At 40.7% G+C, this 19,991-nt stretch carries 21 protein-coding genes, 1 pseudogene and 2 riboswitches; all 22 genes and pseudogenes read right to left on the bottom strand.

The window, feature by feature from the left end; translation table 11 throughout:
- Positions 1 to 11: 11 nt before the first annotated feature.
- A complete protein-coding gene (eutH, locus tag IGJ45_RS05040) occupies positions 12 to 1,112 on the bottom strand; it encodes an ethanolamine utilization protein EutH (protein ID WP_438768659.1) in 1,101 nt (366 codons plus the stop codon).
- Between the two features lie 13 nt (positions 1,113 to 1,125).
- Positions 1,126 to 1,389, bottom strand: coding sequence for a EutN/CcmL family microcompartment protein (locus IGJ45_RS05035; RefSeq protein ID WP_002345851.1), 264 nt, complete (start codon positions 1,387 to 1,389; stop codon positions 1,126 to 1,128).
- On the bottom strand, positions 1,380 to 2,000 hold the full coding sequence (locus tag IGJ45_RS05030; protein ID WP_423121634.1) for an ethanolamine utilization protein: 621 nt from the start codon (positions 1,998 to 2,000) through the stop codon (positions 1,380 to 1,382). Before IGJ45_RS05030 ends, IGJ45_RS05035 begins: the two co-directional genes overlap by 10 nt.
- A 14-nt stretch (positions 2,001 to 2,014) precedes the next feature.
- Positions 2,015 to 2,647 (bottom strand): ethanolamine utilization phosphate acetyltransferase EutD, encoded by a 633-nt coding sequence (gene eutD / locus IGJ45_RS05025; protein WP_025478888.1) that lies wholly within the window; start codon positions 2,645 to 2,647, stop codon positions 2,015 to 2,017.
- Positions 2,648 to 2,650: 3 nt separating this feature from the next.
- Positions 2,651 to 3,214, bottom strand: coding sequence for a hypothetical protein (locus IGJ45_RS05020; protein WP_252712345.1), 564 nt, complete (start codon positions 3,212 to 3,214; stop codon positions 2,651 to 2,653).
- Between the two features lie 68 nt (positions 3,215 to 3,282).
- Complete coding sequence (eutM, locus tag IGJ45_RS05015) at positions 3,283 to 3,570, bottom strand: ethanolamine utilization microcompartment protein EutM (RefSeq protein WP_002345855.1); 288 nt, start codon at positions 3,568 to 3,570, stop codon at positions 3,283 to 3,285.
- Positions 3,571 to 3,711: 141 nt separating this feature from the next.
- Complete coding sequence (locus IGJ45_RS05010) at positions 3,712 to 5,184, bottom strand: acetaldehyde dehydrogenase (acetylating) (RefSeq protein WP_423121635.1); 1,473 nt, start codon at positions 5,182 to 5,184, stop codon at positions 3,712 to 3,714.
- Positions 5,175 to 5,816, bottom strand: coding sequence for a BMC domain-containing protein (locus IGJ45_RS05005; protein ID WP_171918045.1), 642 nt, complete (start codon positions 5,814 to 5,816; stop codon positions 5,175 to 5,177). The genes IGJ45_RS05010 and IGJ45_RS05005 overlap by 10 nt, the downstream gene beginning before the upstream one ends.
- A 13-nt stretch (positions 5,817 to 5,829) precedes the next feature.
- Positions 5,830 to 6,483: an ethanolamine utilization microcompartment protein EutL gene (eutL, locus tag IGJ45_RS05000; protein ID WP_002345858.1), complete on the bottom strand. Its 654-nt coding sequence runs from the start codon at positions 6,481 to 6,483 to the stop codon at positions 5,830 to 5,832.
- 12 nt (positions 6,484 to 6,495) lie between these two features.
- Positions 6,496 to 7,398, bottom strand: a pseudogene (eutC, locus tag IGJ45_RS04995) (ethanolamine ammonia-lyase subunit EutC).
- Positions 7,399 to 7,415: 17 nt separating this feature from the next.
- Positions 7,416 to 8,780, bottom strand: a complete 1,365-nt coding sequence (locus IGJ45_RS04990) for an ethanolamine ammonia-lyase subunit EutB (protein WP_002345860.1) — start codon at positions 8,778 to 8,780, stop codon at positions 7,416 to 7,418.
- A 17-nt stretch (positions 8,781 to 8,797) separates the two neighbouring features.
- Positions 8,798 to 10,222: an ethanolamine ammonia-lyase reactivating factor EutA gene (gene eutA / locus IGJ45_RS04985; RefSeq protein WP_002345861.1), complete on the bottom strand. Its 1,425-nt coding sequence runs from the start codon at positions 10,220 to 10,222 to the stop codon at positions 8,798 to 8,800.
- Positions 10,223 to 10,307: 85 nt separating this feature from the next.
- Positions 10,308 to 11,741, bottom strand: coding sequence for a sensor histidine kinase (locus IGJ45_RS04980; RefSeq protein WP_081131275.1), 1,434 nt, complete (start codon positions 11,739 to 11,741; stop codon positions 10,308 to 10,310).
- Positions 11,742 to 12,314 (bottom strand): ANTAR domain-containing response regulator, encoded by a 573-nt coding sequence (locus IGJ45_RS04975; protein WP_041119376.1) that lies wholly within the window; start codon positions 12,312 to 12,314, stop codon positions 11,742 to 11,744. It lies immediately after the preceding gene.
- Positions 12,315 to 12,341: 27 nt separating this feature from the next.
- Positions 12,342 to 12,689 (bottom strand): ethanolamine utilization microcompartment protein EutS, encoded by a 348-nt coding sequence (gene eutS, locus IGJ45_RS04970; protein WP_002345864.1) that lies wholly within the window; start codon positions 12,687 to 12,689, stop codon positions 12,342 to 12,344.
- Positions 12,690 to 12,848: 159 nt separating this feature from the next.
- A complete protein-coding gene (locus tag IGJ45_RS04965) occupies positions 12,849 to 13,979 on the bottom strand; it encodes a 1-propanol dehydrogenase PduQ (protein WP_002345865.1) in 1,131 nt (376 codons plus the stop codon).
- A 295-nt stretch (positions 13,980 to 14,274) separates the two neighbouring features.
- Positions 14,275 to 14,424, bottom strand: a riboswitch (adenosylcobalamin (AdoCbl) riboswitch).
- Between the two features lie 44 nt (positions 14,425 to 14,468).
- Complete coding sequence (locus tag IGJ45_RS04960) at positions 14,469 to 15,050, bottom strand: cob(I)yrinic acid a,c-diamide adenosyltransferase (protein ID WP_041119595.1); 582 nt, start codon at positions 15,048 to 15,050, stop codon at positions 14,469 to 14,471.
- The gene (locus IGJ45_RS04955) at positions 15,050 to 15,490 is read right to left on the bottom strand and encodes a EutP/PduV family microcompartment system protein (RefSeq protein ID WP_041119378.1); all 441 of its coding nucleotides are present in this window, start codon (positions 15,488 to 15,490) and stop codon (positions 15,050 to 15,052) included. The genes IGJ45_RS04960 and IGJ45_RS04955 overlap by 1 nt, the downstream gene beginning before the upstream one ends.
- Before the next feature lie 130 nt (positions 15,491 to 15,620).
- Complete coding sequence (locus IGJ45_RS04950) at positions 15,621 to 16,388, bottom strand: ABC transporter ATP-binding protein (protein ID WP_423121637.1); 768 nt, start codon at positions 16,386 to 16,388, stop codon at positions 15,621 to 15,623.
- Positions 16,385 to 17,392: a FecCD family ABC transporter permease gene (locus IGJ45_RS04945; RefSeq protein WP_002345869.1), complete on the bottom strand. Its 1,008-nt coding sequence runs from the start codon at positions 17,390 to 17,392 to the stop codon at positions 16,385 to 16,387. Before IGJ45_RS04945 ends, IGJ45_RS04950 begins: the two co-directional genes overlap by 4 nt.
- The gene (locus tag IGJ45_RS04940; RefSeq protein WP_002345870.1) at positions 17,385 to 18,344 is read right to left on the bottom strand and encodes an ABC transporter substrate-binding protein; all 960 of its coding nucleotides are present in this window, start codon (positions 18,342 to 18,344) and stop codon (positions 17,385 to 17,387) included. Before IGJ45_RS04940 ends, IGJ45_RS04945 begins: the two co-directional genes overlap by 8 nt.
- A 219-nt stretch (positions 18,345 to 18,563) precedes the next feature.
- Positions 18,564 to 18,729, bottom strand: a riboswitch (cobalamin riboswitch).
- A gap of 238 nt (positions 18,730 to 18,967) precedes the next feature.
- Positions 18,968 to 19,825 (bottom strand): class C sortase, encoded by an 858-nt coding sequence (locus IGJ45_RS04935; RefSeq protein ID WP_423121638.1) that lies wholly within the window; start codon positions 19,823 to 19,825, stop codon positions 18,968 to 18,970.
- Positions 19,826 to 19,991 lie beyond the last annotated feature (166 nt).

Here is a 19,991-nt window from a genome sequence, read left to right as displayed (position 1 = left end):
TTTTCACCTCATTATTTTGTTTCTATTTCTGGTTTCCCTAACATACGATTAGCCATAAAAATCGCTACAAAAATAGCAGTTATCCCACCGACTAATTTCCCGATGATCATAGGAAAAATCATTTCTTTTGCTACCCCAGCCGTAAAGCCTAGGTGATCGCCTAAAACAAAAGATGCAGAAACAGCGAAAGCAATGTTGATGATTTTTCCTCTGTTATCCATATCTTTCAACATTTGGAACATTGGGATATTATTTGCTAATGTTGCCACCATACCGGCAGCAGCCACTCCATTCATCCCTAAAACTTTCCCTAATTTCATTAATGGTTTGTTAAACACTTTCGTAATCACAGCAACCAAACAAAATGCCCCAGCTAAAGTCAATGCGATGCTCCCTACGACTTCGATTCCTTCTGTAACAGGTGCAATGTCAGGAATGACTGTAATTCCCACAAGGAACTGAATCGCTCCGACAATCAAACCGATAATCGCAACGATGACAACACCTTGACCAAAAATCTGGAATCCTTTGATCATACCGTTTGGTGCCAACCATAATCCCACGATGATCAATGCAGCAACGATAATGATAGGTAGCAAGTTAGGAAGGATCATAGACATTGGCATTCCTGCGGTTAAACCACCGGCCAATAACCCGAAAGGAATGGTAATAATTCCACTTAACACCCCTGTGGCTAAAAACTGTTGATCTTCTTTTTGAATAATCCCCAACGCAACAGGAATGGTGAAAACAATTGTTGGTCCCATCATAGCCCCAAGGATTGCTCCAGCAAATAACCCTGCTTGAGGATCATTTGCTAATTGCTGTGCCAGAGCAAATCCCCCCATATCATTTGCTAGTAGTGTTGTCGCGAACATTGCCGGATCAGCACCCAGCAATTCATAGACGGGAACAACGATAGGACTTAAAAGATTCGCCAAGACCGGGGCTAACGTGATGATCCCCACCATTGATAACGCTAAAGACCCCATCGCCATGATACCTTCTTCAAATTGTTTTCCAAGTCCTAATTTATTCCCGATGCATTTATCAATGCCTCCAATGATCATAAAAAGAACCATAATATACATAATAATTTCATTAATGCTCATAGATTCAACCTCCTTATTCTTCCTCTGCAGCATCGATGACGCCAACGATCATTGCGTCAATAGGTACTTCTGGATTTTCAGCAGAAATTCGAGCAGCATTGCCTTGACTGATCAATACTTTATCGCCAATTCCTGCGCCAGCATTATCCGCTGCAATAATAAAGCCTTGTTTTTGTTCTTCTTGATTCAAAATGTCTACCATCATAAATTTCCACCCGTTTAATTTCTCGTCTTTTCTTGTAGACCACAAACTGCCGGTAACTTTTCCTAAAAGCATGCTTTTTCCCCCTTTATAAGCAACTTTTGAGTGCGCGCATAATCTTGTGCTAATGGTGTCAATTGCGCATTCTTTATTGGAGGAATGCGGTATTCTAGTATTTTTTTCAATTGTTTTTCGGTGATGAAGGTCCGCTTAGGCAATGCCTTAGGCACTGATTTTTTCTGACAGGATTTCCAAAAATCAGCATAGTCTTGCGGGGAGCGATAGAATGTCAGACCAAACTGCTGACATTTGTCTCGATATTCTTGAATTGTCTTTTTCACTTGATATTTAAGCGGTGTTTCTTTCGGAATTGCTGGCAAAGTTTCTAAAACAAGAATCGGTTTTCCTTGTAACAAAAATGAAAGTATTCTTCGGGTCAATAGATCGTTTTCTTGCAGTAAAGCAATACTGGACATTTGAGAAATCGTTAGTTGTTTCACAATCATTCCAGCCGACTCTTGATCTTCACCGGTTCTCCACTGAACAGTGGGAAACTGGGTATATAATTCGGCAGGAATCTCTTTTTTCTCTTGCGAAAAAGCAAGAGCAAGGGTAGGCTTTGGGAGTTGCTGACAGATACGATCAGTAATTTGTTGAACCAGTTCTTCTATTTCAGAAACTTTCATTGTCCAACCTCCTCTTACTTAATGATGTAACCATGAACACCTTTTGATAAACCACAAGCGTTTGCTTCATCATAATCAATATGCATATACGTCGCGAAATGAGGACTGACACGTATCACTACATCATCAAAAATCAATGGTCGCGTGCCTAGTACTTTTACTTGGACGATTTGTCCGTTAGTCACATTGTTTGCTAGGGCATCTTCTGGTGTCATATGGATGTGTCGTTTTGCCACGATCAATCCGCGATCTAATGAAACAGTCGTTGCGCCATTCATCAATGTCACCCCTGGTGTTCCTTCAATCTTTCCACTTTCTCTAACTGGCGCGTTAATACCTAAAATTCGGGTATCTGTCATTGACACTTCGACTTGTGCTTCCTTACGTTCAGGACCTAAAATCACGACATTTTGGAACAGTCCTTTTGGTCCTGCAACAGTGATTCGTTCTTTACATACATATTGACCAGGTTGTGACAAATCTTTTACTTTCGTTAACTGATACCCTGATCCAAATAAATGATCGATTTCTCGACGAGACAAATGGACGTGACGTCCAGAAGCTTCTACTTCAAATGTGTGATTTTGTAGTTGAATTCGTTTGATAACTTCTTCAACAATTTCATTGATTGAATCCAATGTGTTCATCTCCTAGTTCAGTTTTACTACAGTCATTGTTTGGATCAACGCATCCGCCCATTCTTGGAAATACTGATAGCGCCTATCAGGCTTTTCTTCGAACAAGAATAGGATTTTGTTCAATTGAAGTTGGATTTCCTCTGAAGAATAATCCCATTGTCTTCGCTGACTGCTCTCTATCACTACTTGCTCTTGATCAATCGCTTGTTCAATCACCGAGAATTTTCCTTGAATGATATTCTCCAACCAAGCTTGTTGTTTCTCAAAGTACAGCCATAGTTCTGCAGGAAACGTGTCATCTCTCAACATAGGAAAATAAAGAAGATGCTTCAAGTGCTGGATTTCATATTCTATCTTTCGTGATAGTGACTTTGTTTTGATCGAGGAGGTCCGAATAGGACAACTATCGGCTCTTTTCTGAGTACTTGTCGTTACGCTAGTGATATGATGCTCGCGCAAATAACTTTTTGCAGCTGGTGTCAGCAAACTTCCTGAAGGAATAATGAGATCCATTCCCTCATATAACTCTTTACTAAGTACCTTTTTGCGAAGTTCATCTTCGGTAATGACTGTCATAACACCCCTCCTCACTTAATGTTTAGGACAGAAGCCATACTCACTTCTGTCCCAAACATTTAAGATGATCATTCAGTTACAGCATGTGGTAAAATAGCATCTACTTCCGTATGTGGACGAGGGATCACGTGAACAGATAACAATTCTCCTACTCGTTCAGCAGCGGCAGCGCCAGCATCTGTTGCTGCTTTGACAGCACCGACATCTCCACGAACCATGACAGTAACTAATCCGCCACCAACTTGTTCTTTCCCAATCAATGTGACGTTTGCCGCTTTAACCATTGCATCTGCTGCTTCTACCGCACCTACTAAACCACGAGTTTCGATCATTCCTAAAGCGTTTGTACTTGACATTATATTTTCCTCCTAAAATGTTTGTTTTTATTTTTAAAAATTCAAGACGATCCTCAAATGGATTTCAGTCTTAAACTTTAAATCCTAAAGTTATTTTGTTTGCAGTTTCTTTTGTAATTTCTTTGTGCTTGTTGAGATGGCTTATTTAAGCCGATCCATTACTTGAGCGATGATCGTATTGATCAACTCCTCTTTATTATCCGTGATAGCTGTGTTTGGTGTGATCGTTGTCTGACTAAATTCTCGACGAATATCCTCTAGATCACGAACGCCATAAGCAACTCTACGTAAATTGAATAAATTTTCAACACCAATATTGTCTGAAGTTGAACTTCCTCCAACAGCGCCGCAGCCGAGAGTCAGTGCTGGAACTAAATTCGTTGATGCGCCAATACCACCAAGTGTTCCAGATGTATTGACAAGCAATCGCGATACTGGCTTTTTGGCACCAAATTCTCGAATGACTTCCTTATTTTCAGTGTGGATGCCCATTGTGTGGCCTGCACCTTCACCTTTGAGGATCTCAATCGATAAAGTACAAGCAGCTTCCCAATTCTCCACTGTATAAAAAGCGATGATTGGTGCCAATTTTTCTCTTGAAAATGGATACTTCAATCCAACATGGGTTTCTTCAGCCACAATCAAGCGACGATCTTGCGGTATAGCCAGACCAACTAGGGATGCGATATGTTGAACCGAGCGACCGACGATTTGCGGATTCATTGTTCCATTTGGCCGTAAGATAAATTTAGCTAACTTATCCGCTTCGTCTGTACTCAAGAAATAAGCCCCTTGCTTGATCAATTCTTCTTTGACCGCTTCACGATTGACATTTTCTACAATAATGGATTGTTCAGAAGCACAAATGGTTCCATTATCAAATGTCTTAGAGTCCATGATTTGCTTAACTGCATGAGGAATATTAGCACTTCGTTCAATATAGGCTGGACCATTCCCAGGTCCCACTCCGATTGCGGGTGTTCCAGAGGAATACGCAGCTTTGACCATTGCATTGCCGCCAGTTGCCAAGATTAAGTTCGTATCGCTATTTTTCATCAATTCACTTGTTGCTTGCATTGTAGGTGTTTGAATGACCGAGACACAGCCTTCAGGGGCACCTGCCGCTGTTGCTGCTTGTTGAATGATCTCAACAGTGGCAACAATCGATTTTAGTGCATTGGGATGGGGGGAAAACACAATGCTATTTGCTGCTTTTAAGGAAATCAGCGCTTTATAAATGACTGTTGACGTAGGATTGGTCGAAGGAATAAGTCCAGCAATCACACCTACTGGTACAGCGATTTCTGTGACCTTTTTAGCCGCATCATCATGAATCACGCCCACAGTCGCTTTATCTTTCAGCTCGTCATAAACGACCTTTGAAGCAAAGGCATTTTTGATGATCTTGTCCTCATAAATACCAAAACCTGTTTCCTCATGGGCCATTTTTGCTAGTTTTTCTCGTTGGGCAAAGGTGGCCTCAGACACAGCTTTTACGATTGCGTCGATTTGTGTTTGTGAGAATGTTGCTAGCTCTTGCTGCGCTTCCTTGGCTTTTCTGATCAAATTTCTTGTTTCTTGGATGGAACGTAAATCTTTATCTACTAATTCCACTCGTCTTCACTTCTTTCTATTTCTGCCATAATTGCTTGGATCAACGATTCTTTATTTGCTAATTTGATTTCACTTTTCTTTAATGTGCTCAAATTCATTTTGTATGCTTGCTTGCGTAAATCCACTACTCGTTTACGTTGTAGTTCTTTTAATTGAGCGGCATCGACAACAGGTACTTTGTCTGATGCTTTGGTTTCTAGCACTGATGGCACTGCGTCAGAATTATCTTTAGGCTCTGGCATCACTCTTGATTCTGATTCAGTGTTTGGCAGTGTCACTTTAGATTCTGTTTGTGTTTGTAGATCTGATATTGGGTCTGTTTGTGGTTCTGTCTTTACTTCTGATTGCGATTCTTTTTTTGGCTCTAAATCAGACAAAATGATCTCTGTTTGGGCATCCACTCGAGAAATGACGTGGTGTGCTATCAAGCAATTCAGCTCCTTAGCTACTTCAACACCCACTTCTACTGCTGCATTGACGGCTGCCACATCACCAATAACTTCGACGGTTGTTAATCCACCATGAATAATTTCCGCTTTTAATAATGTGACATCAGCTGCTTTAACGGCTGCATCTGCCACACTGATGGCACCTAAGAAGCCCCGTACCTCGACCATACCTAATGCTTTCATCTGCTACACATCCTTAATAACCCAATGGATTATCGGCAATATTCTGTACTGCCTGTTCAAATGCACTACAAGCAGCTTTACAGGCAGATTGACTTCCTGTCAACAATGCCCCACCAAAATTTGTTTCAGAAGGTGGGCCATAAAAGACGCCCATTTGCACATCTGCAGCCTTCATGGCAGCATCTAAAGCAACCATCGCTTCTAATGGTGGTGCAATAAGGTAAGCAATTGCTTCGCCTTCTGGGATATTAGCTTGTTCAGAAAGAAAACTACCAGTTCTAGAAACAACGTGTGCAAAATATACGATACTATCGTCGTCATTGGCACTATAAAAGCTTGCCTCTTCTTCAATGACTTGGTTTATCACACTTAATCCACTATTGATTTCTGCTGGACTGGGTCCCGCAATGATGCCTATCACTTCACCGGCAAGCTTCGTTGATGCATTTCCGGCTCCAGCATACATACTTTTTCCGTAAACGACTTCGACATCCGCCGCTTTTGTTGCTTCATCCAGTGCAACGTATGTCACATCATCACAATCAGAAGTCACAATTCCTAGGGATCGATGTTCTGGCTTTAACGATAACTCTTTGGCCAAAGCTGGATCCACGTTGGGAATGACTTTCATGCTTAATACGTTGGCACCTAAACGATCATTTTTCATGTCCTTCCTCCTTTACTCTGCTTCTTTCAAATCAATACCCGATTTTTTCTTATCGAGCATTTTTTTGATAACTTCAGCAATATAAGCGCCTGCTTCAACCGCTGGAGTACCACCACGATGAATGTTTGAGATCACTGTTCGTCGGGCTTCCGGCATACCGACAGTTGGCTTATATGCAATATACGCACTCATCGACTCTGCCGTTACCAATCCTGGACGTTCTCCTACTAATAGACAAACAACATCTGCATCTGTGATTTCACCAATTTTATCCATTGCTGGAACGCGACAATATTTTACAAAGAGAACTTGATCAAAATCTAATCCATACATTTTCAATCCTTGTTTGATGGCAGGCAAAACTTCTTTGACATTGGCCTCGATTGCAGCTGAACTCAAGCCATCACCAACAACCATTTGCACTTTTGCTTTCGGTGTTGTATTTTTGCGAATGATCTCACAGTTTTCTTCATCGAATTGTCGTCCGTAGTCTGGTCGCGTAAGTTATTCATCTTTGCTCGTACAAATCGTTTTTGTAGCAATAAAGCCCATTTCTTTCACTAACTCTTCACTGACATCTGAAAAGACAGCATCTTGTGCTGCTGCATGATCCGCACGAAAACGCAGTGTAGAAGGTGTCAAGTAGCGGGTGCCTGTACGCCCAACCCCTAATCTCGCTGGTGTGTAAGCTTTCATTTTCAATAATCCTTCTGGATCTTTTGCTCCTTTTAGCAATAATTGTTTCCGTAAATCAACTTCTGTGATATCAGGTATCATCCCTGTTTCTATTTCAGCAGTTTCTGTCACTTGAGTTGCTGGTTTTTCTTCTGTAAGAACAGTTGCAGGCGCTACATGGTCGTCCACCATTTCGGACAAAATGCCAACGATCATTTCTTTTAATTCTTTTTCATTCATTCGTGTACTCACCTCGTTTATTTAATAAAAACAGATGCATCTCCAGCGCAACTGGTCAGCTTGCCATTCTCCATAAAGCCCATCTTTTCCATCCACTCTTCAAATTCCTTAATTGGTCGTAGCCCTAACGTCTCACGGATCGTAGCAGTTTCATGGAAGCCTGTTGTTTGATAATTCAACATGACATCATCGCCATGAGGGATCCCCATAATATAGGTACATCCTGCTGTTGCCAGCAACATAGCCAGATTTTCCATGTCATTTTGATCCGCTTTCATGTGGTTGGTGTAACATACATCACATCCCATTGATATTCCAGTCAATTTCCCCATAAAGTGATCTTCTAACCCAGCGCGAATTACTTGTTTTGAATCATATAAATATTCAGGTCCGATGAAACCAACTACTGTATTAACGATGTAAGGGTCAAATTTTTTCGCTAGTCCATAACAACGTGCTTCCATCGTTACTTGATCAGCACCAAAGTTGGCTTCAGAAGAAAGTTCAGAACCTTGTCCAGTTTCAAAATACATTACATTCGGTCCAGCCGCTTGCCCACTGTGTAATGCCAAATCTTGTGCTTCTTCCAAGATAGCGGCATTTAAGCCAAATGCGGTATTCCCTTTTTCAGAACCAGCAATGGACTGGAAGACTAGCCCTGTAGGTGCCCCTTGCCGAATGGCTTCCATTTGTGTGGTCACATGAGCTAAAACACAGGTTTGTGTTGGGATTTCCCATTCACTCCGAAATTCTTCAAATTTATTTAGAATTCGTTTGACACTTTCTGTGGAATCATCTACTGGATTCAAGCCAATCAAAGCATCACCTGCTCCATAAGAAAGTCCTTCCATGACAGAAGCCATAATGCCATCTACATTATCTGTTGGATGATTCGGCTGTAACCGATTGGAGAATGTTCCCGGGCGGCCAATGGTCGTGTTCGCAGTTTTTTCGATGTGAATTTTTTTGGCACCGACGATTAAATCCATATTCGACATTAGCTTACATACAGCAGCAACCATTTCTGAAGTCAAGCCGCGAGAAATACGTTTGATATCGAAATCAGTCGTTTCTGAAGACAAGATAAACTCCCTTAGTTCAGCTACTGTCCAATGTTTGATACTCTCAAAAATTCGCATATTGACTTGATCGATAATAATCCGTGTCACTTCATCTTCGTCATAATCGACAACAGGATGATTGAACAAATCATTTAATGTCAGCTCAGCTAGAACAACTTTTGCCGCCACCCGCTCTTCTGCAGAATTTGCTGCAACGCCAGCTAGTTTGTCACCTGACTTTTCTTCATTTGCTTTGGCTAATACTTCTTTCACTGACGTAAATTGGTATACGTTGCCAAATAATTTGGTTTTTAAAATCATATCCGTGTCGCTCCTTTTTAATTAAATACTAATGTCTTAACAATCACAGGCAGGACTGCACCTTCTGCAACTGGTAGGCCGATATCCGCATAGTCGCCATTTTCCACCTTGACAGAATCGATACAGATGAAAGGATATTCTGGAGGTAAATTGGCACTTAGCGCATGGCCCAAAGCTTTAGCCATATCTTCGTCCACCATAACAATGATAGGAATGGCTTCTTTCACTAGACTGTCCAAACCTGCCACGATTCCTTTTCCATATCGCTGAATGTCGTCAAAAGTCGGATTTTTATCCCCTCTGATGGCCAAAGCCACTTGGGGTGTCCCTTCTGTTGTATGCCAATTGAGCTTTTCTCGAATCCGCTCACTCAATTCGGAAGCCGCCAATTCTTCATCTTCTTTGGCTAATTTCAAAATGGGGATATTTTTTATAGGTAAAATCTGTTCGCGATAAGCAATCGTACTGCCACTGATTTCAGCCGTATGGGAGCCTGCGCCAACCACAGTTGCACGAATCGTTTCATTGCTTTGAAGCACTTCTTTTTCCGAAAAAATCAGCGACTGGCGGAGATATTTTCCTAATAGCAAGCCGATGTCCCCGAATTTGAATGGCTCCTTTTCTTCGGCAACAAAGCAGTCCGCCACCCCACCGGAAAATGTGACAAGCGGGATTTCTTCATTCCTTTTGAGGGGATGGTTGGTCACTAATAAATCAAAGAAAGGACTTTTTTCTCCTAAACCCACACTGTTTTCCAAGACATGAATAAGTTCTAAAAGAATCGGCTTGAGAGTTGCTTCCGTCACCTGATCCCCAATGGTAAGAGAAAGCTCTTTTTTCCTAATTATTTCTTGGATTTTTGGTGCGAGATAAGTGACTCGCTGCTGTTTATCGACTTTGATCAACCGACCACCAATATCAAAGCAAGCCGTGTCTATGACCTCGCCATCTTTAAAAACAGCTAAATTGGTCGTTCCACCACCGATATCCAAATTGACGACTGGTTTTCGTTTGCTCTCCGAAAACGTTTGGGCTCCTGCTCCTTTTCCAGCAATAATGCTTTCTAGGTCTGGGCCTGCCGTTGCGACGACAAAATCCCCAGCATACCCGCTTAATGCGTCTAAAACTTTATTCGCATTGGCCTTTCTGGCTGTTTCACCGGTGATGATGACGGCACCCATCTGGATATCTTGCTTTTTAATCCCAGCTTTACGATACTGTTCCGCGACAAATTCATTGATCGGTTCTGCATCAATCTCTGTCTGATTCAATAAAGGTGTAAAGATGATATCACTCCGATAAATGACTTTTTTATTGGAGATGGAGATTCGGGGAACTGTAAAAGCCGAAGCAAAGTTTTCAACCGTCAATTCCGACAATACGAGTTGCGTTGTGGATGTCCCTAAATCGATCCCAACCGTCAAGAGTGTCTCCTTAGACATGTTTTCCCTCCTTTTGCATACAAAAAAGCGCCTAAAGAATTCGTAGAAAATTTCTTTCTACTTTTCTTTAAGCGCCTTTGCTTAATCACTGAACAACATCACTGGTGTTCTGTTCGAAATAAAAACAGGTTTTGGTCCCCTGATCATTTGATTCTATCATAATTTTTCCCTTTAGTTTGTCCTTAACATAGCTTTTTACAATCATTAAGCCCAAACTATTCTCATTCTTTTGATGAACATCATAGCCTTTACCGTTATCCATCACTGTGATAGTAATCATTTTGTTATCTAATGTTCCAATCACTTTCACAACGCCGCTAGCTGGTGAATCAAACGCATGATCGAAAATATTTTGCAGCAGTTCGTTGACGATCAAAGAGATCGTCACCATTTGCTCACTGGAAACCATAATTGCTGGATCCACATCCATGGTCATTTCTAACGATTGTGCCCCTTGAAAAAGATGCCGAAAATTATACATCACTGCTTCCAATGTTTGCCGTAATGCCACGTCGTCCTTGACCTGTTTGGACAGCAATTCATGGGTGGCCGCAATGGCCATGATTCGGTTCACACTTTCATGAAGGACCTTTTTTGCTTCTAAGCTCTGTGTTCTTCGTTCTTGAATACGCAATAAAGAGACAACAGATTGCAAATTATTTTTGACACGATGATGAATTTCACGAATCGCAACTGATTTGGAAATGATTTCGGCTTCTTTTTCTTTGAATTCCGTGTTATCTTGAATGATCATCACTAATTGCGCTTCGGATTCCAGCCAAACTTTGCGGATTTTAAAATAATAATTCAAGTAAGTTGTGTTGCTTTCAATTGGTTGATTGCTGACTTTATACCTCATTTGGTAAAGAACATACTCAAATGTCGTGTAGTCAATGGACAAATTATCATAGCTCATACCAATAATATTATCGCGATAGCCCAATTTTCGATACAATTCCTGTGCATTATTATTGGTAATCAATAGATGCCCCGCTGCATCAAAAATCAAAACAGCTTCAGCTAATTGATCAATAAACAACGCATCTACTTGACTCGTTGATTTCGCCACTTTAGCTAATTGGCAATGATTCAGCTCTTCCTTATGCAGATCTGCTTGAATCTCTCCATCTGCTGCCATCTCAATAATAATGACACCAATTGTTCGATGCTCATTTCGAATCGGATAAATATTTTGCTTGATCAACCGATTTTCTTGCGTCACAGCTAGCAGGCCGATACTGTTCAAGCTTGTTTGCATGGTTCGCAACACACCTGGTTCATTTTCTAACAATGCTTCCATACCAACAACATCACCACTGTATAAAGAGTCTGCTTTTGTAGGTGGTTTGTGATAAACGACTAATGCTTGTTGCGACATTTCTTTATACACATCAATGAATACATCCGCACTTTGGTAGAGTGTTGTTGAAGAAAGATAGTTTGCTGTTCGTTGTAACTCTTTGATATCTGACTCAGATAGATTGGTATATTGTCTACATAATTGCGCTAATCGTTTCATCTACTCATCATCCATTACAATTAGTTCAGCAATTTCACCCATCCGCGCTCGTTTATTCATACTTAATGTCCTTAACATTTGATAGGCTTCCTCTTCAGTAATATGATTCTCCTTAACAAGGATCCCCTTGGCTTTTTCGATAATTTTTCGTTCTTCCAACTTCAAACTTAATTTATCGATTTGACTTAGTAAAGATTGCGTCTGTTTTCCTCGTTCAATGCTCATTTCAATTGTAGGTATCAACGACTTTTCATCTAATGGCTTGACTAAATAACCTAGTGCACCGAGTTTCTTTGCCTTTTCTGTATTCTGGACATCACTATAGGCGGACAAAAAGACAATACTACTGGCTAGCTGGTCTTGAACGATCTTCTTACCAGCTTTTAAACCATCTAAAATTGGCATTTGGATGTCCATAATCACTAAATCAGGACGTGTCTTTTTACAAACTTCAATCGCTTCAAATCCATCTGCCGCTTCACCGACCACTTCATATCCTGCCTCTGCCACAATATCACGAATATCCAATCTCGTAATAGGTTCATCATCGACTATTACAATTCGTCCATCCATTCTCTTCACGCCCTTGTCCGTTCGAGACTATGTTCTAGTGATTTTACAAGTTACGGAGAAATTTAAAATCTGTTGCAATCCTTCGATTACTGCTTGTAAAGCCGCCTCAACCGAACTAACATCTCCTGAAATAACGACCGAACCAGAAAACCGATCGATGAAACCGATTTGGATATCCCCGCTTTTCGTTGCAATATCCACTGCGATGATTGCTGCTTCACTCGGGGTGATCGTTAAAATTCCTAGCGCATTGCTTGTTCCTTCAGGTAACCCCAACTTTGTATAAATCTCTTTATTGGGACTTGCAATGATATGCGCCAATGTGACTTGTTTCCCAGGAACATATTCTTGAATCATTCGTTGTTTTTCTTCCAACAAGACTCGCTCCCTTAATTTAGCAAATAAAAAATCCTCAATAAAAAACGTAAAGATTCCACTTTCGCTTTCTACTAAGGAGCTTCTTTGCTCTTAAATTTTGAAGCACGCCGTTGTGCTACCCACATTATATTTTATTGGCTACATCCTGTCAATCGCTTATAAGACAGAGTTCAAAATTTCTATGACTTCTTCTTTTGTTGGCTGAATGGGATTCGTTCTCGTGCAGCCATCTATCAGAGCAGCACTCGCGATTTTCTCACTATTCTCACGTACTTCCGCTTTTGTTAACCCATATTCAGTAAAAGAAGCTGGCATTTGTAGTTTTCTCCGCAATTGCTTGATTTGTCGAATGAGTTGCTGAACGCCGATTCGAGCATTCGTTGTTTTCGTAGAGTAGATACAATCAACTAGCTGTGCGTAACGTTTTGCTGTTGCTTCATTTGTTACTTTTCCACTTGCCAAACCACTATTGAATGCAATCACATCAGGTAGCAAAATCGCATTCATACGCCCATGGGGTACATGCAATCGTGCTCCTGCCGCATGGGCGATCCCATGGTTGAGCCCTAATGAGGTTACATTGAAGGCCATGCCGGCCATACAAGAAGCTAGGTGCATATTTTCTCGAGCTTGTTTATTGTTGCCATCATGATAGGCGATTTCTAAGTTTTCAAAAACCAATCGAACCACTTTTTCACATAGAGCATCTGCAATCGGATTTGCTTCTGTCGACACGTATGCTTCTATGACGTGAGTCAACACGTCCATTCCAGTATCAGCGGTAATCTTCGGGGGAACACTCATGACTAAAGCTGTATCTAAAATGGCCACATCCGGTTGGATTTCATCCGTAACCAAAGGTATTTTTGTTCCAGTTTCAGCAATTGTGATCACAGAAAAATTGGTGACTTCTGAACCGGTCCCACTCGTTGTTGGTACAGCAATGAATTGATCCACTTTGATGTTCATCGTCTGTTCTCCAAAAAACTTCATTGCTTTTGCTGCATCAATCGCCGAACCTCCGCCTAAAGCGACAATCGTATCTCCTTTAAAATCAACCAATTGCTTGATACCTGAAACAATCTTGTCAATCGGCGGATCTGGTACGATGTCACTAAAAATAAGGTATTTGTTGTGTGACAAATGCTTCGTTAAATGATCCACAAAACCTGATTCAACCATGAATGGATCGGTAACCACAAAAACTCTTTTTTCTCGAAGCTTTTCAAGATTGGTTAATGCCCCTTCTCCTGCCCATATTTGGGTAGGAAAATGAATAGTTTCCATATGGATTCCTCCTAATCAAAAAATAGCAAAAAAACGCCTCAAACAAACGAAAAACGTCTGTTTGAAGCGTCTTTGCTTCATTATGTATACGCCATTGTACACCAAACCTTACAAATAGAGTACAACGTCATTAAATGATTGTCAATAAGAAAAGGGAATCTAGCAGTACACCGTTGTACCTGAAATCTCCTTCATCGTTGAAAGACCAGCCCAAAATTCCCTAGACGCACGCCTTCGTGCGAACATATGGATTAACACAAATATCTTGGGCTGGATTTTCAACACAAGCGTTGGAAAGAAACATCCTGTTTTGCCTCGAAACAGTATGCCCAATAATGAAAAATTGAAAAGACCTGACTTAAAAGCAACCCTGCTTTATCACAGTGGCGGGACCGTGCCAGATTTTCACTGACTTCCATTCATATTCTTCATAAAATATTCGTTTAATCTACTTGGAATTTACCACATCTTACTTAGAAAAGCAACTGTCTACAATCCCTCCTCTTTTATTTTATGGAAAACCTTTTCTCCTCTTTCATAAAAAATATCCGGTTCATTGGCTTGAACATTGAGATAGCGTGCCAATGCATAAAAGTAATCTGACAATCGATTCGTAAAAATCAGCACTTGCTCATTGATCTTGGCTGTCCAGTTTAGACGAACAATCGCGCGTTCCCCACGACGAGCGATCGTTCGCGCCACATGGACCATACTAGCTTCTGGTGTGCCACCGGGTAAAATAAACCGATCTATATCCGGAGATTCGGCAGTAAAATAGTCGATTCTTTCTTCTAACCAAGTGACACTTTCTGGTTGTAGTTTAAACGGACGCTTTGCTTCTATTGGTGTTGATAAATCCGTGCCTACATCAAAAAGAAAATTTTGCAAAAGTTTCAATTCATTTTTGACGGCTTGATTTTCTGAAGGTAGTTGACTGATGATATACCCTACCCACGAATTCAATTCATCGATCGTCCCATAACTTTCTACCCGATCGGAATCTTTAGCGACCGTAGTACTGCCCACGAGTTTGGTCATACCTTTGTCCCCTGTTTTTGTATAAATTTTCATCATACCTCATCCTCTTCTAAATAATTGATCAATTCTTGTAAACCCGTTTTTTCTACAGAAGATACTTCAAAAATCTCCTTTGCCCCCGCATTTTTCAGTTGCTGATGAATATGTGCTAATTGATCGGGGTCATTCACTAAATCCACTTTCGTTAAAATGCCAATCACTTTTTTAGGGAATATGCTACCAAATCCTGGGGAAAAAATCTGTTCTGTCTCGAGAGCACTCTGTACTAAGCCAATGACATCAGCTTCAGCTGCTGTGACGTTTAAGGCATTGTAGTACTGACGATGCAATATAAACTCTCCTGGTGTATCAATCATCGTTGTATGGAATTCGACTGCTTGTGTCTTGGCATAACGCAATTCTTTCCCTTGCAGCGCTTGGCATAAAGTTGTTTTTCCGCAACCTATCGCTCCCATAAGAATCATTCGTTTCATACTTTCCTCCATAAAAAAAGCCTAAAGCACGTGTAGTCATACACGAAAACTTTAGGCTCCGTTGCCATTTATTGAAACACGTCATTGTGTTTTCTTTTATATTACCTGTTAAAAAAATACTTGTCAAAAGTTACTGGATATTTTTCCAAGCTTCATGTTGGTGTTGAAAATAAGAGACGATATCTACATCAAAAATATGCTCAAGAAACGCTTTCGAAGCGATGTCTTGAAAATCTCCTTTCGCAGCAATAGTCCCCTCTTTCATAAAAACGATTTCTTCACTCAATGTCAGTGCTAAACGAATGTCATGAAACACACCAATAATGGTTTTTTTAGAGTGAGTGCCCCATTCATTCAACTGATGAATCAATTCTTGCTGATAGCGAATATCCAGATGATTATTAGGCTCATCTAATAAAATGATCTCGGGATCCTGCAGGAATAGTTTGGCTAAAAAAACACGTTGTTGCTGTCCTCCAGAGAGTTGATTGACAACTTTATCTTTGATATCGATCAGATGAGCAGTCTCTAGGTAATGAAGAACCCGTTCTTTTTCTTGTTTAGAGACGATAGGCAAAAAACGATGTGACTGTTGGCGATAAGCCCCCATCAAGACGGTTTCATAGACCGTGTAATCGAAGGCCACCGTTGTAAACTGACTCATCATAGCAACTTTATCAGCTAAGAATTTTCTTTTTAATCCGCCTACTTCTTGTTCATCAATCATGACAGACCCTTTATAAGGAATCAAGCCAGCAATCGTTTTTAGCAAGGTCGTTTTCCCACAGCCATTAGGTCCCAAGATACAGGTCTTGCTTCCTTGCTGAAAGGTTAAAGAAATGTCTGTTAAGATACGAGATTGCTGCAGAGTCACTGCCGCTTTTTCTAATTGAATCATGCTACAGCTCCCCTTTTTTGGAAATAAATATACAAAAAGAATGGGGCGCCAATAAGCGCCGTCACCGCACCAATTGGTATTTCTCTTGGCGATAAGATCGTCCGTGCTATCGTATCTCCTAGCACCATCAATGTCCCTCCTAATAGAGCCGATCCGGGGATTAGCCACCGGTGGGTAGCACCTAAATAACGGCGAACAATATGCGGTGCGATCAAGTCTACAAAACCAATCACACCAACAAACGACACGGCACTTCCTGCCAGTAAACTTGCAAAAAGTATGATTCTTAACTTCACAGTTTTCACTTCAACTCCTGAAAGCATGGCTTGCTCCTCACCTAAACCCAGAACATCCAAATTATTTGCGTCACCCCATAAAAATAATGTACTTAGGATAGCGATAGGGCAATAAATGACGATTTTTGTCCAATTACTGCCGGAAAAGCTCCCCATTTGCCAAAAGACGAGTTCTTTTAAATAATCTTGAAAGAGCGCCGTAATCAACGTTAAAATTGCACCAACAAATAAAGTCATGACCATTCCCACTAAAACGACTGTTTGATTGGACATCTGGCGATCCATCGTACGAGTAAATAGTAAAACAAGAAAAACAGTCGTTAACCCGAAGAGAAAGCCCGTAAAAGGTAATAATAGACTGCCAATGATCGTGGCTGATATACCTGCGACCATGATCAATGCTGCTCCGAGGGAAGCCCCCGCTGAAACGCCTAATGTATAGGAAGAAGCCAATGGGTTTCCCAAAAGAGATTGCATCACTGTTCCACTAACAGCCAACCCAGCACCTACTAAGTATGCCAGCACGACTCGCGGTAAACGAACATTCCAAATAATCCCTTCCAAAATACCATCTTCAGAAATCTTCTTTCCTGCTAGAATGTTGAACAGATCACTGCTGGAGATTGGCACACTGCCAATCTTGATGCCAAGTAAGAGCATTCCCAAACTAATGACGATCAATAGTAAGAGAAAACGCTTTTTATTCATCTTTCAAATCCTTGTACGCTTCTGGATAAATGGCTTTTGCCATTTGCTTTAAAGCTTTTGTCATGTGGTGATTTGGCAAAGAGCTCGATCGATTATCAATGGCAAATACTTCTTTGTTTTGAACCGCAGGTACTTTTTCCCAATTTTTCCGTTCCAAGATTTCTTTTGCCGGATCGTCAATATAGTCAACATTCGTTAGGATAACATCGGGTTTTGCAGCAATTGCTGCTTCTTCTCCGACAGGAAGCCAGCCTTTCTCGTTTGCTAGAACATTTTTGGCACCAATCGTTTCGATCATTTCATTTAAAAATGTCCCACTTCCAAAACTATAAATATCTGGTAATGCCGCTACTTCAAATAAAACACTCTTTTGATTCTTGATAGTTTTACCGATTTTTGCAACATCATCAATTTCTTGAGTCATCTTATCGACTAGTTTTTGTCCTTTCTCATGCTCTGACAAACTATCAGCAATGAATTGGACGTCTTCTTTAATGGCTTGAATACTGGTACTTGTCGGTATATTGACAATCGTGATCCCGGCATCTTCTACTTGCTGCCAGACACTTTCAGAACTTGCTAAATTAATGTCATTCACATAGACGATTTGCGGTTTCAATGCAATCAATTTTTCTGCATCAATCGCCATCATATCCATTTGAGGTAATGCCTGAAGCGCTTCATTCAGTGACCCGCTTTGCATGTCAACAGCAACCAATTCATTCGTTTTTCCTATATCATCAATAACTTCTGTTACTGATGGAACCAGTGAAACGATTTTAGTTGCCTCTTTAGGCAATGAGATCTCTTTCCCACTACGGTCTTTCGTCGGCAAATTTTGTTCTGTTTTCTCAGTTGAAGCCGTAGCTTCGTTTTCTTGTTTGCCGCAACCCGCTAATCCAATCCCAGCAACTAGTCCGATGGTCATGATCGTCATTAGAATTTTTTTCATCTTTTTTTCCTCGCATTCAACTTTTTTTGAATTTTTTCTTCCAACCCTTACGGATAAATCGATTATTCTTCTTTCCTACGGTTTGTCTATCCCTCCTTTTACTTTGTATCAAAAAACAAAAAAAACCACTTTTCCTTTAATAGAAAAAGTGGTTCATTAACAGTACTAACAGTAGATCAAGCCAGTTATCGTCGAAGCCCCTTCTTTTTCCTACAAAAGAATGAATAGACTTATCAAGCCGGTATCCTGACTTAGCTTCTTCTTACTCCCAATCCTTCCAGAATAGAATCATTCTGTGGTTCTATTGGTTTCATCCACCATACAGTAGGTAGGTCTGTAGAGGATTCACACCTCTTTCCCTGACACTTCATAAGTATACGTTTATTGTATCTTCTTTGATAGCTAGTTTTCAAAAGGATCAGCAGACGTCCTTGTCCACTAATACACCCTCATTATAGCGTTTACGAATATTTTGTCAATCCTCTTAACGTCTTACGGCAGGTTCGATAGCATAAGAGATACAAAGGTTGTGCTGGCTAGCAAATAAATCAGCTTTCTTTATGCCCTGTAAATCAAAAAAATTTTTTATTAAAAACAGGGTTTCTTTGATCAGCCAACTCATTTTATCTGCTAGATACTGGAGGGTTCCCAGTTTTTTTCTTTCGCCGCTTATACCACCAAATACAAAAAACGAGGAAGCCGCAGGCAGTAAAAATGAGGATCCACAGAAACTGCTGTTGTTGCTGTTTGACTTTCTTTATGTCATCAGTGACTTTCGGATGATAAGGAATCCGGTGTCCTCTTACCAATAATCGATGACTATTGATCATGTAGGGAGTGCAGGTCAACAATGTGACAAGATCTTTACCAGATTCAATCTGAAGGTCTTGTGTATCGGTGGGGACAACAGTTTTGATTTGATCGACTTGATAAACGAATGTTTCGCCGTAGACTTCTAAATAAAACTCATCGCCTTCCTGCAATTCTGGCAAATCAGTAAATAGTTTTGCTTGCGGCAATCCACGATGACCCGAAATGACGGCGTGGGTATTTTTGCCTCCTGTAGGAAAAGAAGTCCCTTCCAGTAATGAGCTGCCTTTTTCCAACAATGCTGAATTGGTCTTGTCAAAAATAGGGACTCGTACATTGATTTTGGGGATCGTTAACACACCGATCGTATGGCTTTCAAAATACGATTTATCTGGTTTTTTACTGATTTTCTCTGCTTCAGAGAATGGATCCAGTCCGGGGGAGCCGCCTTCTTTGGCTAACTGTTGATTTTTGTCGATCTGCGCTTGCAACTTCGCCATTGCGGCGGCATTTTCTTGATTTGCTTCTGCTTGGTAATGCGCAATGATCTGTTGGTCCAAATAATTATTCAGTGCATCGCTAATGAATGGATAGGAAAAAATCCCTACACCAATCAACAACAAAAGGATCATCAATCGATCGACTATCTGGTGTCCTCTTTTTTGTTTCATCGTTTCCTCCTCAAAAAAATTAAAGGAGCTGTGACAAAAGACTTGTCACAGCTCCGTTTTCCGAACAAGTGGTTCAACAAGCGGTTAGAATCAGCTTCTTCAAAAATAGCTTTTCAAAAAAATGGGAAAAGCTATTTTAGAAAATCCTTTCTTATTTCTTGAAGCG

It is taken from the genome of Enterococcus sp. DIV0574, assembly GCF_051711125.1.
GTDB lineage: Bacteria > Bacillota > Bacilli > Lactobacillales > Enterococcaceae > Enterococcus_D > Enterococcus_D gallinarum.
This window is presented reverse-complemented; position numbering and strand designations above follow the sequence as displayed.

Excerpts from the sequence above, each read along its gene's own strand:
- eutH (WP_438768659.1), bottom strand. The coding sequence starts at position 1,112 with ATGAGCATTAATGAAATTATTATGTATATTATGGTTCTTTTTATGATC.
- IGJ45_RS05035 (WP_002345851.1), bottom strand. The coding sequence starts at position 1,389 with ATGCTTTTAGGAAAAGTTACCGGCAGTTTGTGGTCTACAAGAAAAGAC.
- IGJ45_RS05030 (WP_423121634.1), bottom strand. The coding sequence starts at position 2,000 with ATGAAAGTTTCTGAAATAGAAGAACTGGTTCAACAAATTACTGATCGT.
- eutD (WP_025478888.1), bottom strand. The coding sequence starts at position 2,647 with ATGAACACATTGGATTCAATCAATGAAATTGTTGAAGAAGTTATCAAA.
- IGJ45_RS05020 (WP_252712345.1), bottom strand. The coding sequence starts at position 3,214 with ATGACAGTCATTACCGAAGATGAACTTCGCAAAAAGGTACTTAGTAAA.
- eutM (WP_002345855.1), bottom strand. The coding sequence starts at position 3,570 with ATGTCAAGTACAAACGCTTTAGGAATGATCGAAACTCGTGGTTTAGTA.
- IGJ45_RS05005 (WP_171918045.1), bottom strand. The coding sequence starts at position 5,816 with ATGAAAGCATTAGGTATGGTCGAGGTACGGGGCTTCTTAGGTGCCATC.
- eutL (WP_002345858.1), bottom strand. The coding sequence starts at position 6,483 with ATGAAAAATGATCGTTTAGGTGCCAACGTATTAAGCATGAAAGTCATT.
- IGJ45_RS04990 (WP_002345860.1), bottom strand. The coding sequence starts at position 8,780 with ATGATTTTAAAAACCAAATTATTTGGCAACGTATACCAATTTACGTCA.
- eutA (WP_002345861.1), bottom strand. The coding sequence starts at position 10,222 with ATGTCTAAGGAGACACTCTTGACGGTTGGGATCGATTTAGGGACATCC.
- IGJ45_RS04980 (WP_081131275.1), bottom strand. The coding sequence starts at position 11,741 with ATGAAACGATTAGCGCAATTATGTAGACAATATACCAATCTATCTGAG.
- IGJ45_RS04975 (WP_041119376.1), bottom strand. The coding sequence starts at position 12,314 with ATGGATGGACGAATTGTAATAGTCGATGATGAACCTATTACGAGATTG.
- IGJ45_RS04965 (WP_002345865.1), bottom strand. The coding sequence starts at position 13,979 with ATGGAAACTATTCATTTTCCTACCCAAATATGGGCAGGAGAAGGGGCA.
- IGJ45_RS04960 (WP_041119595.1), bottom strand. The coding sequence starts at position 15,050 with ATGAAAATTTATACAAAAACAGGGGACAAAGGTATGACCAAACTCGTG.
- IGJ45_RS04955 (WP_041119378.1), bottom strand. The coding sequence starts at position 15,490 with ATGAAACGAATGATTCTTATGGGAGCGATAGGTTGCGGAAAAACAACT.
- IGJ45_RS04950 (WP_423121637.1), bottom strand. The coding sequence starts at position 16,388 with ATGATTCAATTAGAAAAAGCGGCAGTGACTCTGCAGCAATCTCGTATC.
- IGJ45_RS04945 (WP_002345869.1), bottom strand. The coding sequence starts at position 17,392 with ATGAATAAAAAGCGTTTTCTCTTACTATTGATCGTCATTAGTTTGGGA.
- IGJ45_RS04940 (WP_002345870.1), bottom strand. The coding sequence starts at position 18,344 with ATGAAAAAAATTCTAATGACGATCATGACCATCGGACTAGTTGCTGGG.
- IGJ45_RS04935 (WP_423121638.1), bottom strand. The coding sequence starts at position 19,825 with ATGAAACAAAAAAGAGGACACCAGATAGTCGATCGATTGATGATCCTT.